At 59.4% G+C, this 25,917-nt stretch carries 28 protein-coding genes and 3 tRNA genes; 19 read left to right on the top strand and 12 right to left on the bottom strand.

What is annotated here, in order from left to right; all coding sequences use genetic code 11:
- Nucleotides 1-24: 24 nt before the first annotated feature.
- From ABRP86_RS01460 to ABRP86_RS01450, 3 genes are read left to right on the top strand one after another with little or no spacing between them, the layout of a single operon-like run.
- Nucleotides 25-489: a hypothetical protein gene (locus ABRP86_RS01460; RefSeq protein ID WP_349853004.1), complete on the top strand. Its 465-nt coding sequence runs from the start codon at nucleotides 25-27 to the stop codon at nucleotides 487-489.
- 9 nt (nucleotides 490-498) lie between these two features.
- Nucleotides 499-1,407 (top strand): plasmid pRiA4b ORF-3 family protein, encoded by a 909-nt coding sequence (locus tag ABRP86_RS01455; protein WP_349862167.1) that lies wholly within the window; start codon nucleotides 499-501, stop codon nucleotides 1,405-1,407.
- A gap of 11 nt (nucleotides 1,408-1,418) precedes the next feature.
- Nucleotides 1,419-1,859: a GtrA family protein gene (locus ABRP86_RS01450; RefSeq protein ID WP_005280656.1), complete on the top strand. Its 441-nt coding sequence runs from the start codon at nucleotides 1,419-1,421 to the stop codon at nucleotides 1,857-1,859.
- Nucleotides 1,860-1,873: 14 nt separating this feature from the next.
- On the opposite strand, the gene glfT1 is transcribed toward ABRP86_RS01450, so the two are convergent.
- Nucleotides 1,874-2,800, bottom strand: coding sequence for a galactofuranosyltransferase GlfT1 (gene glfT1, locus ABRP86_RS01445; RefSeq protein ID WP_349862166.1), 927 nt, complete (start codon nucleotides 2,798-2,800; stop codon nucleotides 1,874-1,876).
- Between the two features lie 62 nt (nucleotides 2,801-2,862).
- On the opposite strand from glfT1, the gene ABRP86_RS01440 reads away from it, so the two are divergent.
- Nucleotides 2,863-3,528, top strand: a complete 666-nt coding sequence (locus ABRP86_RS01440; protein WP_239269646.1) for a GNAT family N-acetyltransferase — start codon at nucleotides 2,863-2,865, stop codon at nucleotides 3,526-3,528.
- A 3-nt stretch (nucleotides 3,529-3,531) separates the two neighbouring features.
- On the opposite strand, the gene wzt is transcribed toward ABRP86_RS01440, so the two are convergent.
- Both wzt and wzm read right to left on the bottom strand, forming a co-directional pair.
- The gene (gene wzt, locus ABRP86_RS01435; RefSeq protein ID WP_023024897.1) at nucleotides 3,532-4,332 is read right to left on the bottom strand and encodes a galactan export ABC transporter ATP-binding subunit Wzt/RfbE; all 801 of its coding nucleotides are present in this window, start codon (nucleotides 4,330-4,332) and stop codon (nucleotides 3,532-3,534) included.
- Nucleotides 4,333-4,387: 55 nt separating this feature from the next.
- Nucleotides 4,388-5,239, bottom strand: coding sequence for a galactan export ABC transporter permease subunit Wzm/RfbD (gene wzm, locus ABRP86_RS01430; protein WP_051138399.1), 852 nt, complete (start codon nucleotides 5,237-5,239; stop codon nucleotides 4,388-4,390).
- 213 nt (nucleotides 5,240-5,452) lie between these two features.
- Between wzm and ABRP86_RS01425 the strand changes: the two genes are divergently transcribed.
- Nucleotides 5,453-6,706, top strand: a complete 1,254-nt coding sequence (locus tag ABRP86_RS01425) for an aminotransferase class V-fold PLP-dependent enzyme (RefSeq protein ID WP_349862165.1) — start codon at nucleotides 5,453-5,455, stop codon at nucleotides 6,704-6,706.
- Nucleotides 6,707-6,724: 18 nt separating this feature from the next.
- On the opposite strand, the gene ABRP86_RS01420 is transcribed toward ABRP86_RS01425, so the two are convergent.
- Nucleotides 6,725-7,681 carry an NAD(P)H-quinone oxidoreductase gene (locus ABRP86_RS01420; RefSeq protein ID WP_239269707.1) on the bottom strand — a complete coding sequence of 319 codons (957 nt, stop codon included), beginning with the start codon at nucleotides 7,679-7,681 and terminating at the stop codon, nucleotides 6,725-6,727.
- Nucleotides 7,682-7,809: 128 nt separating this feature from the next.
- On the opposite strand from ABRP86_RS01420, the gene ABRP86_RS01415 reads away from it, so the two are divergent.
- From ABRP86_RS01415 to ABRP86_RS01400, 4 genes are all read left to right on the top strand, one after another.
- Nucleotides 7,810-7,894: transfer RNA gene (locus ABRP86_RS01415), tRNA-Ser, on the top strand.
- Nucleotides 7,895-8,209: 315 nt separating this feature from the next.
- Nucleotides 8,210-8,368 (top strand): hypothetical protein, encoded by a 159-nt coding sequence (locus ABRP86_RS01410; protein WP_023024906.1) that lies wholly within the window; start codon nucleotides 8,210-8,212, stop codon nucleotides 8,366-8,368.
- A 270-nt stretch (nucleotides 8,369-8,638) separates the two neighbouring features.
- Entirely contained in the window at nucleotides 8,639-9,397 is a 759-nt protein-coding gene (locus tag ABRP86_RS01405) for a hypothetical protein (RefSeq protein ID WP_349862164.1), read from the top strand.
- 149 nt (nucleotides 9,398-9,546) lie between these two features.
- Nucleotides 9,547-9,801 (top strand): hypothetical protein, encoded by a 255-nt coding sequence (locus ABRP86_RS01400; RefSeq protein WP_349862163.1) that lies wholly within the window; start codon nucleotides 9,547-9,549, stop codon nucleotides 9,799-9,801.
- A gap of 23 nt (nucleotides 9,802-9,824) precedes the next feature.
- On the opposite strand, the gene ABRP86_RS01395 is transcribed toward ABRP86_RS01400, so the two are convergent.
- Genes ABRP86_RS01395 through ABRP86_RS01380 form a run of 4 tightly spaced genes read right to left on the bottom strand, consistent with a single transcriptional unit; the run spans nucleotide 9,825 to nucleotide 12,892 of the window.
- Nucleotides 9,825-10,832 (bottom strand): ThiF family adenylyltransferase, encoded by a 1,008-nt coding sequence (locus ABRP86_RS01395; protein ID WP_349862162.1) that lies wholly within the window; start codon nucleotides 10,830-10,832, stop codon nucleotides 9,825-9,827.
- Nucleotides 10,829-11,290, bottom strand: coding sequence for a molybdenum cofactor biosynthesis protein MoaE (locus ABRP86_RS01390; protein ID WP_023024915.1), 462 nt, complete (start codon nucleotides 11,288-11,290; stop codon nucleotides 10,829-10,831). The genes ABRP86_RS01395 and ABRP86_RS01390 overlap by 4 nt, the downstream gene beginning before the upstream one ends.
- Nucleotides 11,280-11,759, bottom strand: a complete 480-nt coding sequence (locus tag ABRP86_RS01385) for a MogA/MoaB family molybdenum cofactor biosynthesis protein (protein WP_349862161.1) — start codon at nucleotides 11,757-11,759, stop codon at nucleotides 11,280-11,282. Before ABRP86_RS01385 ends, ABRP86_RS01390 begins: the two co-directional genes overlap by 11 nt.
- The gene (locus tag ABRP86_RS01380; RefSeq protein ID WP_349862160.1) at nucleotides 11,756-12,892 is read right to left on the bottom strand and encodes a molybdopterin molybdotransferase MoeA; all 1,137 of its coding nucleotides are present in this window, start codon (nucleotides 12,890-12,892) and stop codon (nucleotides 11,756-11,758) included. The genes ABRP86_RS01385 and ABRP86_RS01380 overlap by 4 nt, the downstream gene beginning before the upstream one ends.
- 58 nt (nucleotides 12,893-12,950) lie before the next feature.
- On the opposite strand from ABRP86_RS01380, the gene ABRP86_RS01375 reads away from it, so the two are divergent.
- Nucleotides 12,951-13,211 (top strand): MoaD/ThiS family protein, encoded by a 261-nt coding sequence (locus tag ABRP86_RS01375; RefSeq protein ID WP_023016533.1) that lies wholly within the window; start codon nucleotides 12,951-12,953, stop codon nucleotides 13,209-13,211.
- Between the two features lie 9 nt (nucleotides 13,212-13,220).
- On the opposite strand, the gene ABRP86_RS01370 is transcribed toward ABRP86_RS01375, so the two are convergent.
- The gene (locus tag ABRP86_RS01370; RefSeq protein ID WP_349862159.1) at nucleotides 13,221-13,613 is read right to left on the bottom strand and encodes a phage holin family protein; all 393 of its coding nucleotides are present in this window, start codon (nucleotides 13,611-13,613) and stop codon (nucleotides 13,221-13,223) included.
- On the bottom strand, nucleotides 13,614-14,666 hold the full coding sequence (gene hisC, locus ABRP86_RS01365; protein WP_349862158.1) for a histidinol-phosphate transaminase: 1,053 nt from the start codon (nucleotides 14,664-14,666) through the stop codon (nucleotides 13,614-13,616).
- A gap of 119 nt (nucleotides 14,667-14,785) precedes the next feature.
- Here hisC and ABRP86_RS01360 point away from each other — a divergent pair.
- Nucleotides 14,786-14,874: transfer RNA gene (locus tag ABRP86_RS01360), tRNA-Ser, on the top strand.
- A 545-nt stretch (nucleotides 14,875-15,419) separates the two neighbouring features.
- Here ABRP86_RS01360 and ABRP86_RS01355 read toward each other — a convergent pair.
- Nucleotides 15,420-15,797 (bottom strand): NUDIX hydrolase, encoded by a 378-nt coding sequence (locus ABRP86_RS01355; RefSeq protein WP_349862157.1) that lies wholly within the window; start codon nucleotides 15,795-15,797, stop codon nucleotides 15,420-15,422.
- 85 nt (nucleotides 15,798-15,882) lie between these two features.
- Here ABRP86_RS01355 and ABRP86_RS01350 point away from each other — a divergent pair, with 85 nt between their 5' ends.
- The 8 genes from ABRP86_RS01350 (at nucleotide 15,883) to ABRP86_RS01315 (ending at nucleotide 24,854) form a co-directional block, all read left to right on the top strand.
- Nucleotides 15,883-16,245, top strand: a complete 363-nt coding sequence (locus ABRP86_RS01350; protein WP_349862156.1) for a YidH family protein — start codon at nucleotides 15,883-15,885, stop codon at nucleotides 16,243-16,245.
- Nucleotides 16,238-16,561, top strand: a complete 324-nt coding sequence (locus tag ABRP86_RS01345; protein ID WP_349862155.1) for a DUF202 domain-containing protein — start codon at nucleotides 16,238-16,240, stop codon at nucleotides 16,559-16,561. Before ABRP86_RS01350 ends, ABRP86_RS01345 begins: the two co-directional genes overlap by 8 nt.
- A 95-nt stretch (nucleotides 16,562-16,656) precedes the next feature.
- Nucleotides 16,657-18,051, top strand: coding sequence for a magnesium transporter (gene mgtE, locus ABRP86_RS01340; RefSeq protein ID WP_349862154.1), 1,395 nt, complete (start codon nucleotides 16,657-16,659; stop codon nucleotides 18,049-18,051).
- Between the two features lie 283 nt (nucleotides 18,052-18,334).
- The gene (locus tag ABRP86_RS01335; protein ID WP_349862153.1) at nucleotides 18,335-19,909 is read left to right on the top strand and encodes an SLC13 family permease; all 1,575 of its coding nucleotides are present in this window, start codon (nucleotides 18,335-18,337) and stop codon (nucleotides 19,907-19,909) included.
- A 51-nt stretch (nucleotides 19,910-19,960) separates the two neighbouring features.
- On the top strand, nucleotides 19,961-21,028 hold the full coding sequence (locus ABRP86_RS01330) for a GTP-binding protein (RefSeq protein WP_349862152.1): 1,068 nt from the start codon (nucleotides 19,961-19,963) through the stop codon (nucleotides 21,026-21,028).
- A 167-nt stretch (nucleotides 21,029-21,195) separates the two neighbouring features.
- A tRNA-Arg gene (locus tag ABRP86_RS01325) sits at nucleotides 21,196-21,268 on the top strand.
- Between the two features lie 1,449 nt (nucleotides 21,269-22,717).
- On the top strand, nucleotides 22,718-23,647 hold the full coding sequence (locus ABRP86_RS01320; protein WP_349853492.1) for a DUF418 domain-containing protein: 930 nt from the start codon (nucleotides 22,718-22,720) through the stop codon (nucleotides 23,645-23,647).
- Nucleotide 23,648: 1 nt separating this feature from the next.
- Nucleotides 23,649-24,854 (top strand): trypsin-like serine protease, encoded by a 1,206-nt coding sequence (locus ABRP86_RS01315; RefSeq protein ID WP_349853491.1) that lies wholly within the window; start codon nucleotides 23,649-23,651, stop codon nucleotides 24,852-24,854.
- Here ABRP86_RS01315 and ABRP86_RS01310 read toward each other — a convergent pair.
- Nucleotides 24,851-25,879 carry a prephenate dehydrogenase gene (locus ABRP86_RS01310; protein ID WP_349862151.1) on the bottom strand — a complete coding sequence of 343 codons (1,029 nt, stop codon included), beginning with the start codon at nucleotides 25,877-25,879 and terminating at the stop codon, nucleotides 24,851-24,853. The genes ABRP86_RS01315 and ABRP86_RS01310 overlap by 4 nt on opposite strands.
- Nucleotides 25,880-25,917: the final 38 nt, after the last annotated feature.

Genomic DNA, 25,917 nt, shown 5'->3' with positions numbered 1-25,917 from the left:
TTACCGCCGCTTAGAGTGGTCGCTATGACAAACAACCGCGAAGCAGCAGAAGAATCCCGCGATAATTACGCCCTCGATGACACCTTGGCCGGTCGCATCACCCAAGCGGCCGCACAGGGCATCGTCACCTCCTACCCGGACTGGATTAAATCCACAAAGGGCCTTATTACCGCCTACGTTTTGTCCACGATTGGTTTTGGCGCATTGGTGGCCTATACCAACGCCCAGGCCGAAGAGGACGGCGATGAACCGCGCTCACCGCAGGAATTTGCGGATAAGGGCCTGAAACTCTGGGCCATTTTGGCGGCGGTGCTTATCCTGGTGGGCCTTGCTCTATGGGCCGATGTAGCCGTGTCCCGCAAGGTGGTGTCTTTCCTGCGCAAGCGTGGCGTTAAGCGCCCGTGGACGCTGTTGGGAGCTATCGGAGCGGCAACTACGTTTATCATCAGCGAGCTCGAAGCGCGCGATATAGAAAAACTGGCTTCTTAAAATTTGCGTATGGTGGGGCCCATGAATGCAGGGGTCACCGATATTTCACAGGCACGGGCTCGCCGTGCCGACCCGCTGCTGTCATTAAAGCGGGAACCGCTCACCGTCATCTGCCAAGCCTCCAATATCCGTGCGGATGGGGAAGTCCACCGCCAAATCGGTTTTAGCGATGCGCTTACCTTGCATGAGCTGCAGAAAGTACTACACATCTGCTTTGGTCTGCCGGATGAAAACTCCCCGTGGCACTTTTACGAGCACAGCGATGCCCGCGGCCCGCGCCTTGACCCAGAGCGTCAAGCCTCCGAATTCCTTTGGCGCGAGGGCGACCAGATCGATTTTGTGTGGGGCCTCTGGGACTTTGAGCTGGTGGTCGCAGAAATCTATCCCCGCGATAATGGCACCCCCAGCGCGCTGTGCGTGGGCGGCTCGGGCAACCTCTTCGCGCCCTTTGAACTTACTGCGGTGAACCGGGAATTGACCGGTGAAAAAATCACCGATGAAGTTCTGGCACAGGTTAAACCCCAGGTAAGGGCGCTCATCGAGCGCACCAAGCTCTATGACTTTGTTCCGCTCTTACAGGCCATGGATTTAAACCGCGGAAGCGATCTGCCGGCGGCCACGGCTGAGACGCTGGCTAGCCTGCCGCGTGAAGTCACCAATGAGGGAAAAGATGCCTTTTGGTCCATGGCCTTGGCGCTGTCCTGCATGGGTGGTGACGAGCTGACCGATTCCGTGGTGGAAACCACCATGGATGCCTTGGGCTGGGTCAACGATGATGGCAACACCTTGAAAGGTGCGGAGATTCGCGCGCTGTGCGATGCCTCCTTGCACCAGCTATCCCAGATTGGTGCCTACGGCAAGGACGCCGCCGCGCCGGTGTACCGCCTAGACATGTACCGAGCGCTGCTGCGCGGGTAAGCTAACTGCCTGTGACTAATCCACTTGAAGATGCTGCAGAAGTAAAGCGCCCCTCCAGCTCTTTGAAGCAGCAGCTGGTGCGATTTATTGCGGTGGGTGTTTTTGCCGCCGTCATTGACTATGGGTTGACGCTGTTATTGACCCACTTAGGTCTGCACCGCTCTGGGGCGAAGGCGATTGGTTGGGTCTTTGGCACCATCGCTGCCTATCTGGCCAATGCGCGCTGGACCTTTGGCACGAAGGTGTCCGGCCGCACGGCCGCGACGGTGGGCGTGTTATACGTATCCACCTTTGCCGTGCAGAATTTCTTGTACTGGGTGCTCAATGAGCCCCTCATTTCCTTAGGCTTCGAGGGCGCGGTGAAAGACACCATCGCCTTCGTCATTGCCCAGGGCGTGGCGACGGTGACCAACTTTGCCATCCAGCGAGTCTTTATCTTTAAGGAAAAATAGGCCCGCGGCGCGCCTTAGGATCGATTTTCGGGGCGGCGGAAATCCTCCCGGCGCCCGCGGTTGTGCAGCTTGAGCCACTCCAGGAAGCCGGCCGGATCGTGGCGTTGGACCAAGAAGAACCAGCCAAAGCGAGCAAATTCCTGGGGCAAAAGCTTGCGCATGCCGCGCTGCCACAGCAGGTAGCCGCGGTTGCGGTAGGTGAAAAAGCGCTTGAACTCGCCTTCCGGGTACTGGGTATGCATCTTGCCGCCCAGGATTGGCTTGAACTCATCCGAACCGTCCGGGTGCAGGTAGCTCGTGGTCAAGGCGGTGCCGAAGGACAGCCCGGAGTTGACCAGGCGGCGATGGTATTCCACCTCATCGCCGCGGATGAAGAGGCGATAATCCGGCACGCCGATGGTCTGCATTGCCGCGGCGGAAATCAGGGCGCCATTAAACAGGGAAGCGATCCCGGGCAGGAAGTCTCCTTCCAGCTCCTCCATGCGGCGGCGCCACACCAGCCCTTGGCGCAGCGGGAAGGCCAAGCGGCCGGGATCGTCGATATTGCACACGGCAGGTGAGACTTCGTGCAGGTTATTATTTCCTGCCACGCGGTAGAGCTCTTCTAATACGCCGTAATCGGCAGGGCGGCCATCATCATCGGCGCACCATACGGCATCGGCACCCAGTGATAGCGCGGTGAGAAAACCTAGAGCGAAACCGCCCGCACCACCTAGGTTGGTCTTGGACGGCACGTAGACCGCGCGGTCGCCTGCCAGGGATTCCACCACGTCACGGACCGCATCCTCAGCGCCATTATCCACCACGATGACCCATTGCACGGGGTGGGTTTGGTTGACTACCTTTTCGAGCGAGGCGCGCAGCAATTCCGCACGCTGGTGGGTGACAATGACGGCAGCGGTGGTACCGGTGGAATCAAGGGTGGCAGTCATGCGTTCCATCTTGCCACCGGGGGATGGATCTGCTGCGGATAAACACTCCGCGTGGGCTAAGCTGACTTCCTATGGACAGCATGTGGCCACCGTTTGGGCTGACGATTCGCGCGAGCGATACTACCCACCCTGGCGTGGAACTACGCGTGATGCGCGATGAGGATATTGCGGCAATCGCCGGTGTGGCGCCAGAGGATATCTACGGCGCAGACATTCCGGATTACGCCTTTCCGTGGTTATTCAATCCCAGGATGAATACGCCTGCAGCGGCGGCCCAGTTCCGGTGGACCAATCGGGCGCAGCTGCGCCCAGAAAAGTGGTCCTTGGACTTCATCGTGCGCGATGCGCACTCGGGGGAAATCCTGGGCACCATCGATGCGCGGGCGGAGGACTTCGCTACGACGCGAGAAATCGCGACCGGTTCCTGGGTCTTTCACCGGTTCCAGGGCCAGGGAGTGGGCACGCTCATCCGGCACGCGGTGGTGTCCTTTGGCCTCGATTACCTGGGCGCGCAGGCGATGAGCACGAGTTGGGTGGCGCACAATGAGGCCTCGGCGCGGGTGAGCCAGAAGCTGGGCTACCAGGTGGTTTCTGAAGGAGAAGAGAAGGCGGGGCCGCAGAATAGTTCGCAGCGGCACGTGACTGCGCGCGTGGCAGCCCCCAATTACAAGCGCCCGGATGACCTGCACGTGGAGGTCTCTGGGCTGAGCCAGCAGCTGCTGGGGATGCTGCGCTAGCTCCTACTCGGCAGCGTCTTCGCCCTCAAAGCGCTGGCGCAGATCGCGCACGTATTCGCCTACTTCTGGGCCCTCGTACTGGCCCACGACGTCCGATACCTCGCCCACTGAGCGGATTTCGCCGTGATCGATCCACAGCGCGGTATTGCACAGCTGCGCCAAAAAGTCATTGGAGTGGGAGGCAAAGACCAAGATGCCGGAGCGCTTGACCAGCTCTTGCAGGCGCACGCGGGCCTTGGCCATAAAGGCTGCGTCGACGGCGCCGATGCCCTCATCCAGCAGCAGGATTTCCGGCTCAATGGAGGTCACCACGCCAAGTGCTAGGCGCACGCGCATACCGGTGGAGTAGGTGCGCAGGGGCATGGACAAGTAATCGCCCAGCTCGGAGAACTCCGCGATTTCATCCATCTTTTTCTTCATCTGCTTGATGGACTGGCCCAAAAACAGCCCGCGGATGATGATGTTGTCGTAGCCGGATACCTCCGGGTCCATGCCCACGCCCAAGTCAAAGACGGGGGCGACGCGCCCGCGGACATCGGCGGTACCGCGCGTGGGCTCGTAGATACCGGAGAGCAGGCGCAACAGCGTGGACTTGCCGGCGCCATTGTGGCCAACGAGCCCGACGCGATCGCCTTCCCGCAGGTGCAGGTTAATATCCCGCAGCGCCTCAACCACCACGGTGTTGTGGTCATTTTTCCCAATGGCACCACCCGCGGTAGAAAGCATGGCCTTTTTTAGTGAGCGGGATTTGGCATCAAAGATGGGAAAGTCCACGCACGCGTTATACGTATCAATTGAGACCATCAGTTTTTATCCTTTCAACGAGCCTCATGGTGGGGTGGGAGTAAAGGAAGGGAGTCTATACCCAGTAGCTCACGCGGAAGCGCCACTTGCGCATGACGAGCCCGGCGATGAACAAGCCGATTGCGGTGCAGCCGATGACGATCCACCAGTGGTAGGCGGCAACGGGTTCACCAATCATTGGGGCGCGCACGATTTCCAGATAGTGATACAGCGGGTTGATTTCCGCGATGCGGGCGCGGTCCGCCACCGCACCGCCTTGGTCCTTGAGGGTATTGGTCATCCACACAATCGGGGTGACGTAGAACAATAGCTGCGTCAAGGCATCGAGCAGTGGGGCGACATCGCGAAAGCGCGTGGCGATGATGCCAAAGAACATGGTGACCCACACGCCGTTAATGAGCAGGAGCAGTAGCCCGGGGATAAAGAGGAAGAATTCCCAGCCCAAGTTGCGCGGGAAGATCATGATTAGCAAGAGCCAGATGATGAGGTTATGGCCCAAAAACAGGGTTTGGCGCCACACCAGCCGGTACACGTGCACCGAAAGCGGGGCGGGAAGCTGCTTAATCAGTCCCTCATTATCAATAAAGACCGTGGACCCTTCCTTAATGCAGCCCGAAATAAAGGTCCACATAATAAGGCCCACGGTGACGTGGGGAAGGAATTCCGCGACGGGAATCTGAAAAAGCATGGAATACAAGAGGCCCAAGGCAAGCGCCATCACACCGGTGGCGATGGTGATCCAGAATGGGCCGAGGACGGAGCGGCGGTAGCGCTGCTTGATATCTTGCAGGCCCAGCTTGAACCACAGCTCACGCTGCTGTGCACCCCGCATAAGGTCTGCGAAAGCAGCTTTGAGGGTCATGGACTGGGACGCTGGGATAGCCTCGCCTTCTGGCTGGGAGGTCATGCGGGCGATATCAGCGCGCAGTTGATTGTTATCTTGCACGCCCAACACCCTAGCGCGCGTGCTGGGCAAACGGGAACTACACGCCGCTAGCCTGGGAAAACAGTGATGCCCAGGGAAAATTCAGATTTGGGAAACTGAGAGCAAACGCGTATACAGTAGGGAATCGACCGCCACGTGGTGGCAGTTGTTCAGTGCGATGAAGAAGGGGACCTAATGCCAGCAGCTTCGGCACACTATGACGTCTTTAGTGCGCGAGGTTTGTACACCGGACTATCTGATGGCTGGACATACCTCAATGCGCACGCGGTGCCCCAAATTTCGGAGCGCGTGACCTCCGGCGTTGCCCGGTCTTTCCGGATGGCGACGGCGGTAGCGACGCAAGAGGGACCAGGCGGCGCCCACTCGGCCGCGCCCGAGCCGGGCCGGTTGGCAGGCGATGGCAACTATGCAGCAGCGCGCATGGCCATTGCGGATCTCACCGCTTCCAAGGCAGACCGTGTGGTCCTTGGCCCATCCCTGCCCGTGCTGTACCAATCCCTGTCGCGTGCGGCACGCCCACTATTGGGCAGCAATTCCTCGGTGGTGCTGTCCAAGCTGGATCCTCCCACGCTGTATTCCGCTTTTTCTGACGTGCGCGCCGATATCCGCTGGGCGCAGCCGGACCTTGGCACCGGCGAATTGCCGGGATTCCAGTTCGCAGAGCTTGTCGATGGCTCTACAAGGCTCGTTTCCTTTTCCGCCGCGCATGAGCTTTTGGGCACGGTATCCCCAGCTGAGGAGATCATTGACACGGTGCGGGGGCGTTCACGCGCCTGGACGCTTCTCGATGTCTCCGCTATCGCCCCCTACCGCCCCATCCGCTTCGATGAGCTTGGCACGGATATTATCGGCATCGATATCGGGCTGCTTGGCGGGCCGCAGATGGCTGCCTTGGTCTTTCGCGATACGCGCATGCTTCGCCGCCTGGATGCCCTCAACCCCGTCTATTCCAAGGAAGACGGACGCAAGCTAGAGACCCCCGTGTCCTCTGGTTTGGCCGGCGGCGTGGGGCCGCTGGTGGATCACCTAGCGGCCCTAGCCGGTGGGGATAAGGGATCGCGCCGGGTGCGGTTGCATAAGTCCATGACCGCCTTGAGTGCTTACCTCGAGGACTTGCGCGCGGATCTTTATGCTTTCTTAAGCACCCTGCCTGCCGTACATATTTTGGGCGTGACCGGGGAAGCCGCCGCCGGAGCCTCCGATGATCGCTTGCCCCGCTTGACCTTTGCGGTCCAGGGCGTGCCCGCGGAGACGGTGTACAAGCGCCTCTTTGATAATGGGCTTGTCACCACGTTGGCCCCGCAAACACCGCTGCTGACGGAAATGGGCGTGGAAGAGATCGGTGGTGCCGTCACCGTGGCACTGGGGCCGTTTAATACGTACCACGATATCGAGCACCTCGTTCGCGTCGTTGCCTCGCTCGCCTAAATAGGGTGCGCTGGGAAACTACACCGTGAGAACCAGCGTGCCCGTGACCTCGCCGCTGTCGAGGGCTTCGTGGGCTTGGGCGGCATCGGCAAGCGGGTACGTGCCATGCAGCGCGTGCTTCACGCGGCCATCTTCCAGCATGGGCCACACATTTTTGATGGTGCCGGCGACGATCTCCGCCTTATCGTCCAAGTCACGCGCGCGCAGCGTCGTGCCCTGAATGGTCAGGCGCTTCGGCAGCATGGGGGCCAAATTGATATCCGCCTTGGTGCCGCCCTGCATGCCGATGATGATGAGCTTGCCGTCCTTGGCCAGGCACTTCATGTTCTTTTCCAGGTACTTTGCGCCGATGATATCCAGGATGACATCGCAGCTGCCCTTGAGCTTATCGACGAAGTCCTGCTCCTTGTAGTTGATGAGAATATCCGCGCCAAGCTCGCGGCAGCGCTCTAGCTTTTCCTGCGATCCGGCGGTAACAGCCACCTCAGCGCCCAGCGCCTTTGCTACCTGGATGGCAAAGGTGCCGATGCCGCCGCCACCGCCGTGGATGAGCAGGCGCTGGCCCTCGTGCAGGCCCGCCTCGATGCCCAGGTTGGACCACACGGTGCAGCCGACCTCAACCACGGCCGCGGTTTCTTCCAGGCTAAATCCCTTGGGCAGCGGAAGCAGCTGACCCTGCGGGACCGCGACATATTCCGCATAGCCGCCGCCTGCAAGCAAACAGCCGACCTCGGTGCCGGCTTCCCAATCCGTATCGCCGGCATCCTCAATCACGCCGGCGGCCTCCAGCCCAATTATTTCCGATGCCCCTGGTGGCGGCGGGTACGCGCCCATCGTCTGCAGAATATCGCCGCGGTTGACGCCCGCCGCCTTTACCTTCACCAAGACCTCCCCGGATCGCAGCTCAGGAACGTCTACGTCCTGCAGCTCTAGCGACCGTGGGGTATCAGGATCGGTCTGGACGATTGCCTTCATCTGTGTAGCACTCATACCGCCAATCTAATGGAGGAGGTGTGGTGTGCGCCACGTCCATTTTCTCGTGGGGCAATGTGATTCGCGCGGGACCGTTTAGTAAGCTAACCAAGTTGCCTCTTCGGCACGATGGAGACGTGGCAGAGCGGCCGAATGCACCGGTCTTGAAAACCGGCGAGGTTTATTCCTCCGCGGGTTCAAATCCCGCCGTCTCCGCAGAGAGCATTTCCCCTAGTCCCAGCTGACTAGGGGTTTTGTCTTGTCTGTACGGCTCATCCTTTCCTCGGACGGGAAAACGTGGAACCTTTCCCTACTTCCCTTGATCATCTTTGAAACTAAAATTTATTGCGCGAAAGTTTTAGATAGAAAGAAAATGTAATGCAGATCGTTTAAACCCCAGGACGATTGTTTTCTAACAAATCTATAAACTGCCTACTCGAAAGTTGCACATCACCGCACCTAACCACATACAATGATCAGTGCGCGCGGAAACGCGTATAAGAATTTTCCAACCTCGAAAGGAATTCTGAAATGATTCTTGATCTTGTATCCAACGTACAGGAAGCAGCACACTCCGCAGTCTCCACCGGCTGGGACGCTCTTGAGCAGGCAAGCCTGTTCTTCCGTCAGGTGCCTTACCTGGTTCCGGACGCTGTTAACGAGTTTAACCGCTCCATCCTCGGCTTCTAAGATTTAAGAAGCGAGAAAATAAATCCCCGAGGCCATTTGGTCTCGGGGTTTATTCATGCGCTGACCCATCCTGATTTCTAGCGATGATGGTAAACCTGATATGCATTAGAAATTTGTCTGGAATCAGAACGGAGCCCCCTACTTCCTTTCCAAAAGTGACCCACAACAAGATGATAGTTGGCTAGCTTCTGGTTCCCGCCAGGTTGCCGAATTCTCATTTTTACCTCCATTGGCGCGAATCCAGCCGCCCTAGCACTGTATGCTGCGCTTATGCCTAATTCTCTCACCTCTCCTTGCGCGATCCTGGCCGTGACTGCTGTCGCTTTTGTTTCCGGTTGCTCTAATTCCGATGAACCTAATAAGGCCGATAGCGAGCCGAATTTCACCGGATCTAGCGCGACCTCCGAGGTCAGCGAAGAATCCTCCAGTTCAAACACGGATGATGAAGGTGCTGGAGCCTCAGATTCCGCGAAGGAGCCGAGCACTGCGACAGTGACGGAAAAGGCCCAGAAATCTGCGACTTCAGGGGAAAATAAGATCATCCCAGTGGAAGACTTGTACTCCTTGTGGGTACCAGCGTTGTGTGAGCATGACGCCGGCACGTTGGTGGATGGGACTTTGCCCGAGCACTTAAAGACTGGATATCCCAATGCTGTCGCCGGGCTAAAGCTCAACAAGGATGGAACCCCTAAGGGTGCTTACGCCGATATCAACGGTGATGGCAAAGATGAAGCCGTTATTACCTATGTCTGCGATCAAGGCGGCGTGGCCTGGCCGGATAACTTGCTCATTTATGACAATGACCTGAATTACATTACCCAGGTAGAAGACTGGACCCGTAATGGCATGGAGCCAGCACGCAGGCATATTAATCAGCTGGAGTGGACCGACGATACCGTGACAGTAACGTGGCGTGCCTATGGGGAAGGCGAATCGGGTGCTGTGGCCACGCAGGAACTGACGGGAAACCTCACCTTAGATGGCGACAAAGCGAACCTAGAGATGACAGGGCACCGGAAGACCTCTTAGATCAGTGGGATTCTGCTGTGGCATTTCATACCGGGGGATGACGCGCCTAGTGCGGCGCAGACTTAATCTTGGAAATGTACAGGGCAAGTCAGGTATCGATGCGGTGCTGGCTTTGTCCCAGAGATAAAAATGCTCGACGAAAGGACGTCATGAATACCTCGGAACTTTATGTAGCAGCAGCGGAATCTACTAACTCTAATGACACGTGGTGGTTCCTTGGGTTCCTTCCCATTATTTTGCTCGTCGCGTTCTGGATTGCGGCGGTTATTTCTATTATCGCTTCTGGGTACACGATTGCGGCCAAGATACTCTTTATCGCCGCTACCTTCGCCCTTCCTATCTTGGGGCCGCTGATCTGGTTCGTCTTTGTTCGCGGCAAGGAAGACAAATACGGAAGGCCATAGGCACCCCACACTGTTTGGCGAGGCTAGGACAAATCGTGCTGTTCCAACCACGCGTTAATGCCGCCGCGCAGTGAAACAACGTGCTCGTAGCCGCGGCCGCGCAATGCGTGGACGGCTTGCGCGGAGCGGATGCCGCTAGCGCAGTAGATAACAGCGGCATCGCCCTGGCCGATGTCCGGGTTTTCGCCGGCGAGGATGCGGTCGAGGGACAGATGCGTTGAATCGGGGATGGTGGCGCGGGCGCGCTCGGCGTCGGTGCGGACATCGATAAGCGGGGCGTGCGCGGGGATCTCGCGGACCTCGGGGGCATCGGCTGGCTGAGTAGGCTGCGCGCCGGTAGGGCGGATGGGGATATACTCCCAGGTCCCAGATAGCGCCTCAAAGTAACCGAGCATGCCAATGAGCGGGGTGCCGACGCCGGTAATGATCTTCAAAGCCTCCAAGGCCATCGCAGAACCCACCGTGCCGACGATGGGGCCCAGAACGCCGGCTTGGGAGCACGAGGGAACCTCGCCTGGGGCAGGGGCGGTGGGGAAGACATCCTCGTACACAGGGCCCTTGCCGGACCAAAAGACGCTCATCTGCGCATCAAAGCCCAGGATAGAAGCCCAAATGTGGGGAATGCCCAGGCTGTGGGCGGCCCATGAGCACAGGTAGCGGGCGTCGAAATTATCCGTCCCATCGAGGATCACGTCGCAGCCGCGCAGCTGCTCGAGGGCGGTGGCGGATTCTAGGCGGCCGTGGCAGATGAGCTCCACCTCAGGGTTGAGGGCCCGCACCGCCGTTGCGGCCGATTCGGTCTTTACGGTGCCAATGGAGGCGGTGGTGTGAATGACCTGCCGGTGGAGGTTGGAGGGGGAGACGAGGTCGTCATCGAAAAGTGAGATGCGGCCTACCCCGGCTCCTGCCAGGTAGAGCAGCGCCGGTGAGCCAAGCCCGCCCGCGCCGATGACCGCGACGTGGGAGTCAGCCAATTTCTGCTGGCCCTTATCACCCCACAGGGCCTCCTGGCGGGCATAGCGTGTGCTCATTCGAGGCCCACCCAGTTGATGGAGCCATCGCCGTGGCTTTGTTCCTTCCAAATGGGCACCTCGGCCTTGACTCGATCGGCACAGGACTCCGCGGCGCGGAAGGCATCGCCGCGGTGGGCAGAGGCGGCGACGACGGTAAAGGCCAAATCGCCCACCTGTAGATCGCCGGTGCGGTGGGCCGACCACAAGCGCACGGGGTGCTGGCCTGCTACTTCATCGACAATCTCGCGCAGCTTTTCTGGGGCGCTAGGGTGTGCGGAGTAAGACAGCTGAGTGACATCGGGCCGGCCGCCATCGTGATCGCGCACGATGCCCTCGAACGTGACCACCGCGCCCATGGCTGAGGTGGTGACCTCTGCTTTGGCGGCGGCAAGGAGGGGCTCGAGGGGCTGCTCGGTCAGTATGGCGCCGACAGTGAGCCCAGTCTGCGCGGCGACATAAGAAGGATCAGTGCTCATGTTTTCCTTCTAACATATCGACGATGTGGACGATTAAATCCTCTAGCACGGCGCAACCATCTTTGACTCCGCCGGTAGAACCGGGCAGGGTCATGGCAAAGGTGGTGTCATTGACGCCTGCGACCGCGCGCGAGGCCACTGCGGTGGGGATAGTCTCCAAGCCTTTATTCCAAAAGGCCATGGCGATGCCGGGAAGCTCCCGCGTGAGATGGGGCTGTACGGCATCGACGGTGAGATCGTCCGGGGTCAGGCCCGTTCCGCCGGAGGTAAGGATAACCGCGGGCTTTTCGGCGAAGGCCTGGTCCACCGCTGCGGCGATATCGGCATCAGGTACCACGCGGGCAGCGGGGCAGTCGAAGCCCTTGCGGCGCAAGAAATCTACCGCGATCGGGCCCGAACGATCCTCGTAGACCCCGGCGGCGGCGCGGGTGGAGGCGACCAAAACAATGGCGGTGCGAGCATAACTCATAGGGGATAGACCTTTACTTCTTCTCCTGCATTGAGGCTCTTACCGGCAGGAATGCGGATGAGGTGGGTGGCATTGGCGGCTTGGGCCAGCAGGTGAGAGCTAGCACCGCCAGTAACGTGGGCTTGCGCATCGGCGTACCCGCGGCGGAATTGATCCTTGTGGGGCAGCCCCTCGATGGCGTGCGCGATTGGTACGCGATATGCCGCGGGTGCCCAGCCCAGGGTGGGGGCGACAAAGAGGCGGAAGCTCACCATGGTGGAAATCGGATTGCCGGGCAAGCAGATGACCGGGGTGCCATGGAAACTGGCGATGCCCTGCGGCCCGCCGGGCTGCTGATCCACGTGGCCAAACCAGCCGGTGAGCACCTGCCGGATGACCTCGTATTTGCCCGCAGAAATACCGCCGGAGGTGACGATGGCATCGGGGCGGTGGAGCTTAGTGGCCTCCTCCAGCGCGCGGGTGAGCACCTCCGGATCATCATCGGTGGTGACATAACCGGCGACCTCAATGCCGGCGCGGTGGGCCATAGCAGAGATGAGCGGTGCATTGGCATCGGGAATAGCAGCTATACCCGTACCAATTTCCGCGCCGCCGGTGCACACGAGGATGCGGGCGGGGCGGTAAACGGTGACCTCCTCGATGCCCTGGGAGGCCAGCGCGGCCAAGCGCACCGGGGTGAGCTTATCGCCCTTGGCGGCCAGGAGAGCGCCCTGCTCGAGGTCCGTGCCCGTCCCGCGGATGAATTGGCCCTTTTCAGTGGCCGGAACTGTAATGGTCTCGCCCGGCTGGAGGAACTCCTGCGGTTGGCACTTTTCAATCGGCACGATGGCTGCCGTGCCCTCCGGAACCTTGGCTCCGGTCATGATGGGGCTGGCGGCGCGCAAAGGGCCATCCAGCAGCTCGGCGGGATCCGCGCCTGCGGCGATGGTGGGGCCCACCTCATACGCACCGGCTTCGGTAGCAGGCAGCGCGTAGCCATCCATTTGGGAATTGCTAAAGCGCGGCGAGGGGAAGATGGTATAGACATCGGAGGCAAGGACCATCTCCTGTGCCTGGCCCAAGGACCGGGATATGACTTCGCGCGGGCCGAGGGCAGCCGCGACCTCGTGCGCGTGGGTTTCGGGAGTGCGCATAGAGCCAAGTTTACCCGCGAGTTCGACACGTTCGAAGCCTGCGGGCATAGTAGGAAGCATGTTGACCGTTCACTATTTCGCCGCCGCTCGTGCCGCGGCTGGCGTAGCTTCGGAGCAGGTAAAAGCGCCCACCACCTTAGGCCAGCTCATAGAGCAGCTGGGCAAGGACCACACCGGCACCACCGAAGCCGGCATGAGCATGAAAGAGGTGCTGGGACGCTGCAACTTTCTTATCGATGGCGCCGGGAACACCCAAGCGGATTCGCCTCTTATGGGCGTGACCCGCGTTGACGTGCTGCCGCCCTTCGCTGGGGGATAACTCGTTCCTTTAGACCGGCTGGCGCAGGGGGCTGGTGAAGAAGTTGACCAGGCTGCTGACCAGGGACAAGACGATGGCGCCGAAGATTGCAGAGCCCCAGGAATTGACCACGAGGTGGCCAATTCCTAAGTCAAAGGTATTGAGCGTCCACTCCACGATCAGCAGGGCGGCGCCGTTGATGACGAGCGCGAATAGACCCAGGGTGAGGCAGGTCAGCGGGGCGCCGATAAAGCGCAGCACGGGCATGACCACCGCATTAATGATGATGAAAACAATGGCCACAGCAATGAAATTGCCCAGCTTATCCGGGGTGATATAAATCCCGGGAATAATGCCCACTACGACCCAGAGCGCAATCGCGATGGCGACCACGTTGAGGGCAAAATTGGTCAACGAACGCATTTAGCCTCCTACGGTATCGTTCCACGCCTGCAGCAGGGCGTTAGTTTCTTCCTCGGTTGTAATAGTAATGCGTATGCCTTCGCTAAAGGCGCGAACGAGCACGCCGTGTGTGGACAGGCGCGCGGCCACTTCCTGTGGTGTTCCTAGCTTCTCAATATTCGCCGCCGGCAGCCATACGTGGTTGGCCTCCGAATGGGGAACGCCCCATTCTGCCAGTTCCTTTTCCACACGCTGGCGCTGGCCACAGGTCTCTTCGGTGCGCTCGCGCAGCGAATCCTGCGCTGCTAGCGCGGCACGGGCGCCGGCCTGGGCTACGGCATTGATGGAAAACGGAATCGCTACCTTATTCAGCGCCGCGATGACGTATTCTGGGCCATAGGCATAGCCCACGCGCACGCCGGCCAAACCATAGGCCTTGGAGAAGGTCCGCAGGAAAACCACGTTGGGATAAGTGCCAAAAAGCTCGGTGCCCAGCGGGGTATCGGCATTCCGGTTGTATTCGATATAGGCCTCATCGAGGGCAACGAGGACATCGCTTGGCACCGCGTCCATAAATTCGGCGAACTCCGCCTTAGTCACGGTGGTGCCGGAAGGATTATTCGGATTACAGACGAAAATTAGGCGCGTATCCGCGGTAATCTTCTCCGCCATCGCGGCCAAATTCACGCGTTGGTCCCCATCGAGCGGAACCGGAATGGGGCGTGCACCCACCACCTGGGCAAAGATAGGATAAGCCTCGAAGGAACGCCACGGGAAAATCACTTCCTCACCGGGCGTGGTGGTGATCTGCACCAATTGCTGGCACAGCGCGGAAGAACCCGTGCCCACCGCAACCTGGTCAAAGCTCACGCCTAAGTGCTCGGCCAGATCCTCACGCAACTCGGTGGCCGCGATATCCGGGTAGCGATTGGCCTCGGCAGCGGCGCGGGCCATAGCCTCGGCAGCCTCAGGCAGCGGTGGCTGCGTGGCCTCATTAGAAGATAGCTTGAGGGCATCATCGTGGCGCGCGCCGGGCACGTAGCCGGGGATGGCGCGTAAGTCGGAGCGAATCATGGCTACCACTCTAGGTCGTCTCTCCTGCGCGCGTGGAAGAAAACCGGGGACAAAACCAGGGGTTAGTTTGGCCGTGGCGCATGCGGCAGGTATTGTCTTTTACGGTTCTTTCTGAACCTGGAGATGTGCCAGAGCGGCCGAATGGGGCTCCCTGCTAAGGAGTTGACCCTTCTGGGGTCCGGAGGTTCGAATCCTCTCATCTCCGCCACACAAATCCCGGGCGAATGCGCTCGGGATTTCGTCGTATTCTTGGCTTAAACGACAGGCCTAAACGGCGGGTTAGACGACAAAATGTGGTGGCCACCAAGCAAAATCCAGGCCCTTATTCTGCACGCGGGATACGAGTATTCTCCGCGGGCACTTTTGGAACTCAAGGAGGTTTCTTCAAAAAAGGAGAAACTCCAAATGAGGTGAATTTTTATCGTGAATAATGGAGCTATGGATAAAGCGCAGAAGATAAAAACGGAGTTTTGCTCGCTTTAGCAGTTGCCTATTTAGTGGTACTTGTTTTGGGGCTGACCGATGTAATAGGCATCGGCTTAGTGACCATCTTCATTGTTGTTCTGACTGCTGCTTCTGTGGGAGTGCGTATGGGGGCGGAGTATGCAGGGCATCAGTCGAAATAAGTAGTACACCGCACCCCGTTGGCCCCAGGGGGTGACTGTTACGTCATCGCTGGTTCACGATTCTGCCCTGGCTCAGGTGGCGGGGTGTAGGCGTGGCGCCCTTTGTCGATGCGCGGGCTTGACCACTTTAAAGCGCCGGAAAAACCTCGTTGCGCAGGAGATCAGCAAGCTCGCACTGCGGGTCGGCGGGATCGATCCAGGCGGTTTCGGCGATTTCGGCCGCGGCGTGGGCGATGACGGGGCGCGGGTAGGTAAAGATATGCCCGCGGACGGTCTGGCCCGGTTCATTGGCGGCGGGGGCAGTGAAGGTGCCGAGCTCAGTAAGTTCAGGTAGGCGAACCCGGACGCCGATTTCTTCTTCCGCCTCGCGCGCAGCGGCTTGGACTGGGCTTTCTCCTTCTTCTAGCTTGCCGCCCGGGAGCTGGAACTTCGTGGATGAGGCCTTGCGTACGCCAAGCACGTGGCCAAAGGAATTGCGGAAAACGATGGCTGCGATTTCAATCATGGCCCCGATCATAACGAGGTTTCCGGCGGGTAGGCTCGCAGGCTTATCGCGCTAAGGGTGGACATTGAATATAAGGTAGGAAGGCATGAGCGATTCGAGGTTTCCCCGCTCGGTATTTGGGGTAGGAAGTGACCCTGATCCGCGTTTTACGCTGGCGAATGAGCGCACCTTCCTCGCATGGATCCGCACCTCGCTCGCGCTGATTGCCGGGGGAGTGGCCTTGGAAGCTTTCGACGTGCCGCTGCCGGCGACGCTGCGCGCGGTGGTCTCCACATTCATGCTGGTGGTGGCGATTGTGCTGCCGGTAGTCGCGTGGGTGCAATGGAAGCGGGCCGAGCGCGCCTTGCGGCAACAGCGCCCGTTGCCCTTTAGCATCGCCATTCCGGTACTCGTGGGCATCATCGTCGTTATCGCGGCCGTGCTGCTGGTAGGAGAGTTACTTGCCTAGCCCGCAGCCGCATGGGGAGCTCTTTGACCCCGGCTTGCAGCCCGAACGCACCCGCCTATCGTGGCAGCGCACCATCCTCGCGCTGGCAGTGATACTCCTAGGCGTTATGCGGGTAGTCAGCGTCAGCGTGTTTCTCCCGTTGCTGGTGCTCGCGGCTGGCGTGCTGGTGTTGATCGTGGCGGTGTGGAAGCGGGCATCGCTTGTCGATGCCTCCCTGCGCACCCACCGCCACCTCCCCGGCGCCGCCGTCCTGGCCGGTGGTGCGGGGCTGGTCTCCCTGCTCGCGGCCTTTGCCCTGTGGGGTGTTTTTGCCTAAAGGCAAAGTTTTCTACCGCAGCGCTGTGTACTGGTGGGGGATACGCGTAATCTATGTGAGGCTATATCAATTACTGTGGCCACCGGCGCCGCGGTATGAGGGGCGAGAAGGGCAAGGTGACGGCATTGGCGGATATTACTGAGCAGGCCAGCGATACGGTCGAGGCATGGTTGAAGCAGGATTCTGCCATTGACCCACAAAAAGCGCCTCGCTTGCAGGCGCTGCTTGATGAGGTGCCGCTGCAGGAGCTCATCGCCATCGTCGAGCGGCAAAATGCCATCCGCGCCGCGCTGGCCCTGCGCTTGTTGCCGCGGCGTAAATCCATCGTGGTATTTGATGCCTTGGACGCCAAGCACCAAGCCGATATCATCGATGAGCTGGGCAATGCTGATGTCTATGAGTTCTTCGATGAACTCGAGCCGGAAGACCGCGTGGCCCTGTTGGATGAGTTGCCGGCGGAAATAGCGGACCGGCTGCTGCGCTCGCTTACCAAATCGAAGCGGGATGTCACCGGGGTTGTCCTGGGCTATACCAAGGGCTCGGTGGGCCGCCGCATGTCGCCCGAGGTCCCCGGCATCCATCCAGAAATGAGCGTGGAGGAAGCGCTGCGGACCCTGCGCGCGAAAGCCGATGAGCTGGAAACCATCTATGCGGTGCCCATTACCCGCGCGGACCGCCGCCTGGTGGGCGTGGTGACGCTGCGGGAGATTTTTACCGCGGAGGAGGGCACCACGATTGGGGACATCATGCAAAGCCCCATCTATGCCAATGCCAATGATGATGCGGAAGAAACCGCCAGGTGGTTCCTGCCGCTCGATATTTTGGCATTGCCCATCGTGGATGATTCGGACCGCCTGGTAGGGCTTTTGACCTGGGATGATGCCATTGACATCGTCGAGGCCGAGGATAGCGAGGACTCCGCGCGCGCCGGTGGTACCGAGGCCCTGCAGCAGCCGTACCTGTCCACGCCGCTATTGAAGCTGGTGAAGTCCCGCATCGTGTGGTTGCTGGTTCTGGCGGTATCCGCGCTGTTGACCGTGCGGGTCTTGGACGCCTTCGAGGACACCTTGGCGCAGGCTGTGGTGCTTTCCCTGTTTATCCCGCTGCTGACCGGTACCGGCGGTAATACGGGAAACCAGGCGGCAACGACGGTGACCCGTGCGCTGGCGCTTGGCGATGTCCGCGGGCGCGACCTCCTCGCCGTTCTCTGGCGCGAGCTCCGCGTGGGCATGCTGCTTGGTGCCGTATTGGGCTTGGCCGGACTCGGCCTAGCAACGGTGGTCTACGGCGTGGATATTGGCCTAGTCATCGGCTCGACGTTGTTTTTAATCTGTTCCATATCCGCCACGGTGGGCGGGCTAATGCCCATCGTTGCGAAGACCATTGGCGCGGACCCTGCCGTATTTTCCAATCCGTTTATCTCCACGTTCTGCGATGCCACGGGTCTGATCATTTATTTCCTCATCGCCAAGTCAGTGCTGGGGCTATAAACTTCTCTGGCACACGGGGCCTGCCGCGCTGGGCGGGGGTAGTGAACCGGTGGGGGAGATTTCACATTATGAGTAGCTGCGGTGTGTGAATTTTAAAAGCAGTGGGGGTGAATTCAGTAAAGTTTGTGGTTTCTGATGCAAATGTTTTGTAGGGTCTTAGCATGCTCTGCACGGACTGAATGATGTTCGGGATGCACCAAGGATCCGGCTCGATTGCTGGTAATTGACAGAGCTATTACACCCCCGCCCTGCTAAAAGTCTCTCTAGCAAAGGAGTTCGCGGCATGACCACCCCGCATACTCACGAATCTACCGCCCAATCAGAGGGCGCTGAGGATCCCGGTGCCCCACGCAATGAATGGCGCCGCCAGTTCATTGGCCTTTTTATTGGCCTCGCCCTGGCCATCCTCGTATTTTTCATCTTCCCTTCAAATGCCATCGATACCGTCCAACAGTCCACCGGCGTGGATGAAGAAGCCGATTACACACTGAGCGCCATCCGTACCGTTGCGGCCGTGACCATCCTTATGGGTGTGTGGTGGATGACTGAGGCCATCCCGCTGGCGGCCACCGCGCTGATTCCGTTGGTCATCTTCCCGCTCGCTAGCGTGGGAACCATTAAGGAAGTTGGCGCACCGTATGCCTCTGCCACCATTTTCTTGTTCATGGGTGGCTTCCTTATCGCGCTCTCGCTGCAGCGCTGGAACCTGCACCGTCGCCTTGCGCTTTATGTGGTAAAGCTCATCGGCACCTCGCCGCGCCGCCTCATTTTGGGCTTCATGCTGGCCACCGGCTTTTTGTCCATGTGGGTATCGAATACCGCAACGGCCGTCGTCATGCTGCCGATCGGTACGTCCGTGCTGGCGCTTACCGCAGAGACCGTTGGCGGTTGGGATAAGCAGAAGAAATTTGCCACCGCCCTCATGCTGGGTATCGCGTACTCCGCCTCCATCGGTTCGTTGGGTACGCTCATCGGTACCCCGCCGAATGCCTTTTTGAATGCGTATATGGCCGATACCTGGGGAGTTACCCTCGGCTTTGGCCGCTGGATGGCCGTTGGCGTGCCGCTGGCGCTTGTCTTCCTGCTCATCGCATGGGTGCTGTTGATTACCATCTTCAAGCCGGAAATGACCGAAATCCCCGGCGGCCGTGAGCTCATCAACGACGAAATCAAGGCCCTGGGCCCGTGGACCCGCCCGCAGATCATGACCGGCATCATCTTCGTCCTGGCCGCCCTGGCCTGGGTATCCCTGCCCATCGTCCTTAGCGATTTTGATAACTATGACGATGCCATCGTCGGCATCGCCGCAGGTATCCTCCTGTTCATCCTGCCGGCTGATTCGGAACGCCGCATCCGCCTGCTGGATTGGAAGACGGCCAACGAAATGCCGTGGGACGTCCTCCTCCTCTTCGGCGGTGGTCTCTCCCTGTCCTCGGTATTCAACTCTTCCGGTTTGTCCCTGTGGATTGGTGAGATGGCCAAGGGGCTCAGCTCCCTGCCAATCGTGCTCATCGTCGCAGCCGTGGCCGCCTTGGTCCTCTTCCTGACGGAGATCACCTCCAATACCGCCACCGCGGCGACCTTCATCCCCATCATGGGCGGCGTCGCCGTGGGCGTGGGCCTGACCGCCGAAGGCGATATGAACGTCCTGCTGCTCACCATCCCGGTCGCCTTGGCCGCAACCTGTGCCTTCATGCTGCCGGTGGCAACCCCGCCGAACGCCATTGCTTATGGTTCCGGTTACGTCAAGATTGGCGAGATGATCAAGGGTGGCGTTGGCCTCAACGTCATCGGTATCTTCCTCATCACCCTCACCGTCTTCCTGCTGGCGGTGCCTATCTTCGGGTTGACGGTCTAGGTACTAAGCCCCAAATAGCCATCCTTTAATGAAAAACGTTACCATTAAAGGATGGCTACACCTGTTACCGTGCTGTCCGGATTTTTAGGCAGCGGAAAAACCACGCTACTTAACCACCTGTTCGCGAACCGGGAGGGGCGCAAGCTGGCGGTCATCGTCAACGATTTTTCTGAGGTCAATATCGATGCCGCCCTAGTCGCCGGCGAAGGCCACCTCGAGCGCGGCGAGGATCGCTTCGTGGAACTGTCGAATGGCTGCATTTGCTGCACCCTGCGCGAAGACCTCATCGAGTCCGTGGGCAAGCTGGCGCGCTCCGGCCGCTTTGATCAGATTGTCATCGAATCCACCGGCATTTCCGAGCCCATGCCCGTGGCTGCCACCTTTGAGTGGGAATTTGCCGATGGCACCACGCTTGCCGATGCCGCCCCCATCGACACCATGGTCTCCCTCGTCGATGCCTCTACCTTCTTAAACCAATTGCGTCGCGGCCGCAGCCTCGTCTCCGAGAACATCGAGGCTACGCCCCAAGATGACCGCACCATTTCCGATCTCTTAGTGGACCAAGTCGAATTCGCCGACCTTATCCTCATTACCAAGACCGATCTTGTCGATGCTGCCGAAACCGAGCGCGTCATCGCCGCAGTCCGCGCCATGAATCCCCGGGCTCGCGTGGTTCCGGTGACCCACGGGGTGATCGAGCCAGGGCTGGTTCTCGATGCGCATTTGTTCAATACCGCAACCGCAGCCGCCTATCACGGCTACGCCGAGGAGCTTGCGAACCCACACACTCCAGAAACCGAGGAATACGGCATCTCCTCAGTCGTCTTTCGCGCCGATCGCCCGTTTAATCGCGAGCGCCTCATCGCCGCCCTCCGGGCAAGCACGGGCCTCGTGCGGTCCAAGGGATATTGCTGGATCGATACCGACCTGCGCGTGGCCCACGCGTGGCAGCAGGCCGGGCCCAACCTGCAGATCATTCCCGCTTCTTTATGGGCCGCCAATGGCGTAACCCCCGGCACGGAGCTCGTGCTCATCGGTGTCGACTTCGATCACGAATCCACCCTGCAGGCCTTTCAAGACGCCCTGCTTTCCGATGCCGAAGCCTCCGCCCTCGTATAGTCACCCGCCCTCCACACCGAGCTAAAGCGTGAACGGCGGGTGAACAATACTCCTCTGGCTATCCCGCCGAACACGGCTCTGTACAGGCGATTTGTTAGTTTCCAGGTCCGTGGGTATAGTAAATCCTCGTTGCGCAGCAGAGCATACGCACTGCTTCACAACGGACTGCGCCCGTAGCTCAACGGATAGAGCATCTGACTACGGATCAGAAGGTTGGGGGTTCGAATCCCTCCGGGCGCACAAAATTTCGAATCTCGAGACATCGTTCCCAAGGCGGTGCCTCGAGATTTTTTATTTCCAGGTTTATTTTCGGGGGTGGGCGAGGCGTGTAGCCTAAGCGGCAAAAGGCCCGAGCTTCGATGTGTCCATTATCCGAGCTTAGACCTGAACTGCTAATAACGTAATGTGCGCCAGAACCTAGATAATGACAATCATTACCACGAAAGTCAATTTATGTTACTTTAAGTAAGTCATCGCGTACAGAAAGGGTAGTTGTGAACAAAACTTTATATACTGCCGCTTCTCTTCTGTCTTCTCTGCTGCTACTTCCTGCCTTGTCCGGAATGGCTCAAGCGGAAACAGTATAGGGGTACAAGAAGGGTCCAAAACTGTCTTTGGTGGGAACTGCCAAAACAGGGACGAAAACGGGATCCATGTGACGCGCAAGGTAAAACTCACAATGATTGCCCCTTCGGTCATGCGCACGATGACGGATTTCAAAATTTTGACGTTAAGGGAAATGCCGAATGCGCACGTCTATTTGTAATGGGAGAATATAAAGGAGAACAGTGTCACGTAATTCATCCTTAGAGGTTCTGCTAAAGATTACGATTTGTGTATCACTGTTGCTCTGTCTCGGTTATGCTATCGGCGGGTTGAATGCGATATATGTTGCTAAGACCTTGGCTGAGACGGATTCCACCTCATCGTCAGATATCTTCCGCAGGTTAGAAAACGGCTTATTTTATTTTAGGGTTGCCGGAGTTTTTGCGGTTATTTTCCTTGCGGGAACTTACGCAGTCTGGCGCAGGGCCAATTACCTCCGTAAGGGAGAGCAATCCGGTTAGTGGCTTTTCGGCTCGGTTGTTTATTGGGGCCCGGTTTTCGCGGTCTTTATCTTCCAAACCTCAAGCTCCTCTCCCAGTAGGTTGCGTCCGGTAGCGTGGTGTCTCCACTTTCTGGGGGTCAGGCCCTACCACGGGTTACAGATACTCCACACTAATGGATGGAACCTCGGTTGATTTAGGAGGGAGAAACGAAGGGTGGCTCAACTTCGTGTTCATTTGCCAGACAGTTTGAGCGCTTTTCATAGGTACCAGGAAGCATCCTGACAGAAAAGAAACTATCAGAATAAAGGTATGGAGGGGGCAATCGATTATTTATAGCAAAATAGCAGGTAGATGCGGGTTTCTGGGGTGAATTAATTGCGCGTAGTTGGCAGTGATGCGCGCTGCGGCGGGCCCTCCGGAGTGTGTTGTGGCCGGGGAATCGGGTGAAATTGTGTGCGGTTAGCGGGAAAGTGGGTCCGTGGGATTGACCAGGCCAATAATGGCATTTATAAGGTACAGGACATGTAAAGTGTTGATACAGCAACCTCCCAGACTTGCGTTGTAGAAAAAGAGAGTCGTTATAAACATGGGACGTAGTAGAGACCGCTGCGTCCCATCACATCGTGAAGGAGAGTGCTAGGTGAGTACATCATCGCGCATCGTCGGGCTGGACTTGGCTCGTTCACTTGCCATTATTGGCATGATTATTTTGCACATGGCCTCGTTGGTATGGAGTACCAAGGTCATTCTGTCGGGCCTTCCGGCCGCCCTATTTGCCATTGTCGCCGGAGTGACGATGATGCTCATTGGCAAGAACTATTCCGTACAGACGCTGCTGCGCCTGATTGCCCGTGGCGCCATCATTACGCTTATCGGATTGGCACTGCTCCCGGTTGGCGGGCAGATTCAGGTCGTGCTGGTTGCTATGGGTATCACCATGATGGTGGTCTCCTGGGTACCGCCGCTCAACGTGTGGTGGAAGCTGGCCCTGTTCTTCGTCGCCGCCATCGCCTCAACCGTGCACTACGCGCCGTTTACCCTGCCGCAGGTCTATCCGCTACTGGCATGGATCGCGTATTTCATCGCCGGCATGCTCCTCTTTGAGGTCTACATCCGCCCAGGTAGCTTCCGCACGGCGCTGCAGTGGATTGTTACCGCGGTCAGCGCGGTGATTGCCGCGGTTGGCACCTACTTCCGCTTCGAGCCGGATATGCCCAGCTGGCTGCGGTTTACCGGCCACACCGGTGTCGCGGGCGAAATCCTGCTTTCCGTTGCTGTGGCTGCCGTAGTGCTGCACCTGTGCCTGCTCATCGGCAGCGCGGTACCCAAGCTCGTCTACCCCTTGGCCGCAATGGGCACGATGTCCCTGACCGTGTATGTCTTGCACGTGCTTTCTGCATATTACTGGCAAAGCCACATCTCACTGCACAACACCGCGTGGGCGTGGGCATTTATTGGCCTATTCCTCGTGCTCGCCACCATCTGGCGGAATTTCTTGGGCCAAGGCCCCCTTGAAAAGGCCGTCTCCACCGCCGTTAAAATCGCCGTTCCTGCTGGAAAGAAGGACTAACATGTCGCGTAAAATTGCTACCGCTTTGACCACCGCTGGCATCATCGGGATGTTGGCGGCCCCCGCCAGCGCCCTTGAGCACGGCGAACCCGCCCCTCATAACGCCGAGTCCCAGACCGTCGCCGCGCTCAAGATGGGCCGCATAGGCAACTTCGGCGACTGCACCGGCACGTTGGTGGATAAGCAGTGGGTGCTTACCGCACGCCACTGCCTGGAGTCCGTCAATAACGAAGGCACCCAGGCCCGCCTGGGAGGCAAGGTCTATGACGCGGATTCGTGGGCGTTGTCTCCGCTTTCCGATGCCGGATTGCTCCACCTCACCGAGCCCGTCACTGATATCGAGCCGGCCAAGATCTCTACTGATATTCCAGAGACCGGCGACCTTGGCACCCTGTACGGCTGGAGCAGCAGCTCCTCCATGGCGCGCAAGGGCCAGCTGCCGATGGCAGAGATGAAGGTCTCCGAAATCCTGGGTGGCGGGCCAAGCGATGACGCCGCACAGAAGCCAGGCGCCGATAAGGAGGCCCCGGAAGGCTACGAGTCCGTGCCCGCTGAGGAAGCCATGCCCGGGCTCAAGATGCCGGGCGGCTCCAAGCCGGATGCCGGCATGAAGGTCCCCGAGGGCTACGAATCCGTGCCGGCCGAAGAGGCCATGCCTGGTGCCATGATGCCGGGATCTGGTTCGGGATCGGATAAGCCCAAGGTGGTCTCGCCCGGTGCCACCAAGCCGGGTGCCGAGCAGCCGCAGATAGTCAAGCCTGACGGCAACGGTGGGGAAGTAATGCAGCCTGGCCAAGGCGGCATGGCCCCGATGATCAGCAGCCCGATCCTCGATGTCCATTCCACCGGTAATGCGGGCATGCAGGGTGGCGATTCCGGCGGACCGTTCTTCGTGGGCGGAAAGCTTGCGGGCCTAGCTACCGCGGGTACCTCCAATGCAGATCCGGATCTTCCCTCCCCAAGCGCGGCTATCACCACGCTCGCCGGCACCAAGGACTGGGTAGACGGCGTGGTTAGCGGCAAGGATAAGGACGCCGTCTTGACCGCGGAGACCACGCCTACCCCGCAGGCAACGCCGCAGACCAGCGGCGACCGCCCGTGGATCTACTTCACGGTAGCGGCCATTGGACTTATCGGTGCCGCGGCGGCCGCGCGCACCTTCGCCACCGGTGCAGGCAACGGTGCCGCCCGCAAGTCGCGCCGCTAAAAAATCTCGATGCGCCCGCCCAAGGACTCGGTCTGGCGCAGCTGCGCTACCCACTTCGGGCCGCCGGGGTGCAGGCGCAGCACCGGGCGGGAGGAAATCTTGACCGGGGAGACCGATTCCTTGCGCGCGCCCGACCTAGCCTCGATGCGGGTGCGGGCGCGGTAGCCGGCATCGGCAAGCTCGGCGATGGAAGGCTCGGGGGCGGCGAGCTTCTCCCGGGCATCGTGAAGCAGCTCCAGCGCCTCATCCAAGGCCTCCACCAGGGCTGGGGCATTGGTCTCGCACATCTGCCGCACGAGATCCGGGCGGGTGCTTGCCACCCGGGTCGCATCCTTGAAGGAACCGGCGGCCAGGGACTGCGCCAAAATGCCGCCATTATCGCCCACCGTGGCGAGGGTTTCAGCAAAGATATGCGGCAGGTGGGAAATGCGGGCGACCGCCGCATCGTGGTTGGCCACGCGGATGGGCACGGCCTCTGCATGCACCATCTGGGTCATGCGCACGACGTCCGTAAAAGTCTCAATCCATTTCTTAGGAATCTTTTCCCCGCGCGCCTCATACTCGGCGGCGTAATCGTAGGTAATGCCCCACGCTGCGCGGCGGAAAAGACCCGTCTGGGAGTGATCCCACCCTGACTTCGAGGTACCCGCCATGGGGTGCCCGCCCACGTAGCGATCCTCCATGCCACGGTCACAGACCTGCTGGCGCACGGGAGTCTTTACGGAGACCACGTCCGTAATGCCGCAGCTAGGGGCGTGTTCTTGAATGGCATCTAAGACGCTGCCCACCGCGGTCATGGGAACGGCGTTCACAATGAGCGCCTCTTCAATTTCGGCGCGGTTAAGCACCGCCGGCAAGTCATCATTGACGTCAAAGCCCTGCTTGACTGCGGTGCGGGCGGCGGACGTCGAGTGGTTGTATCCGAATACGTCGTGGTTATAGCCGGCGAGATCGCGCAGCAGGGAACCGCCGATGAGGCCGAGGCCGATAATGCAGATGGGGCGTTGAACATCTTGAGAACTCACGGTGACAATTGTGGCACAACACGACTAATCTCACGAGG

It is taken from the genome of Corynebacterium sp. KPL3927, from assembly GCF_040225835.1.
In the GTDB taxonomy this organism is placed as follows: domain Bacteria; phylum Actinomycetota; class Actinomycetes; order Mycobacteriales; family Mycobacteriaceae; genus Corynebacterium.
Note: the sequence above shows the minus strand (reverse complement) of the source record. Positions and strands in the feature narration are given on the sequence as shown.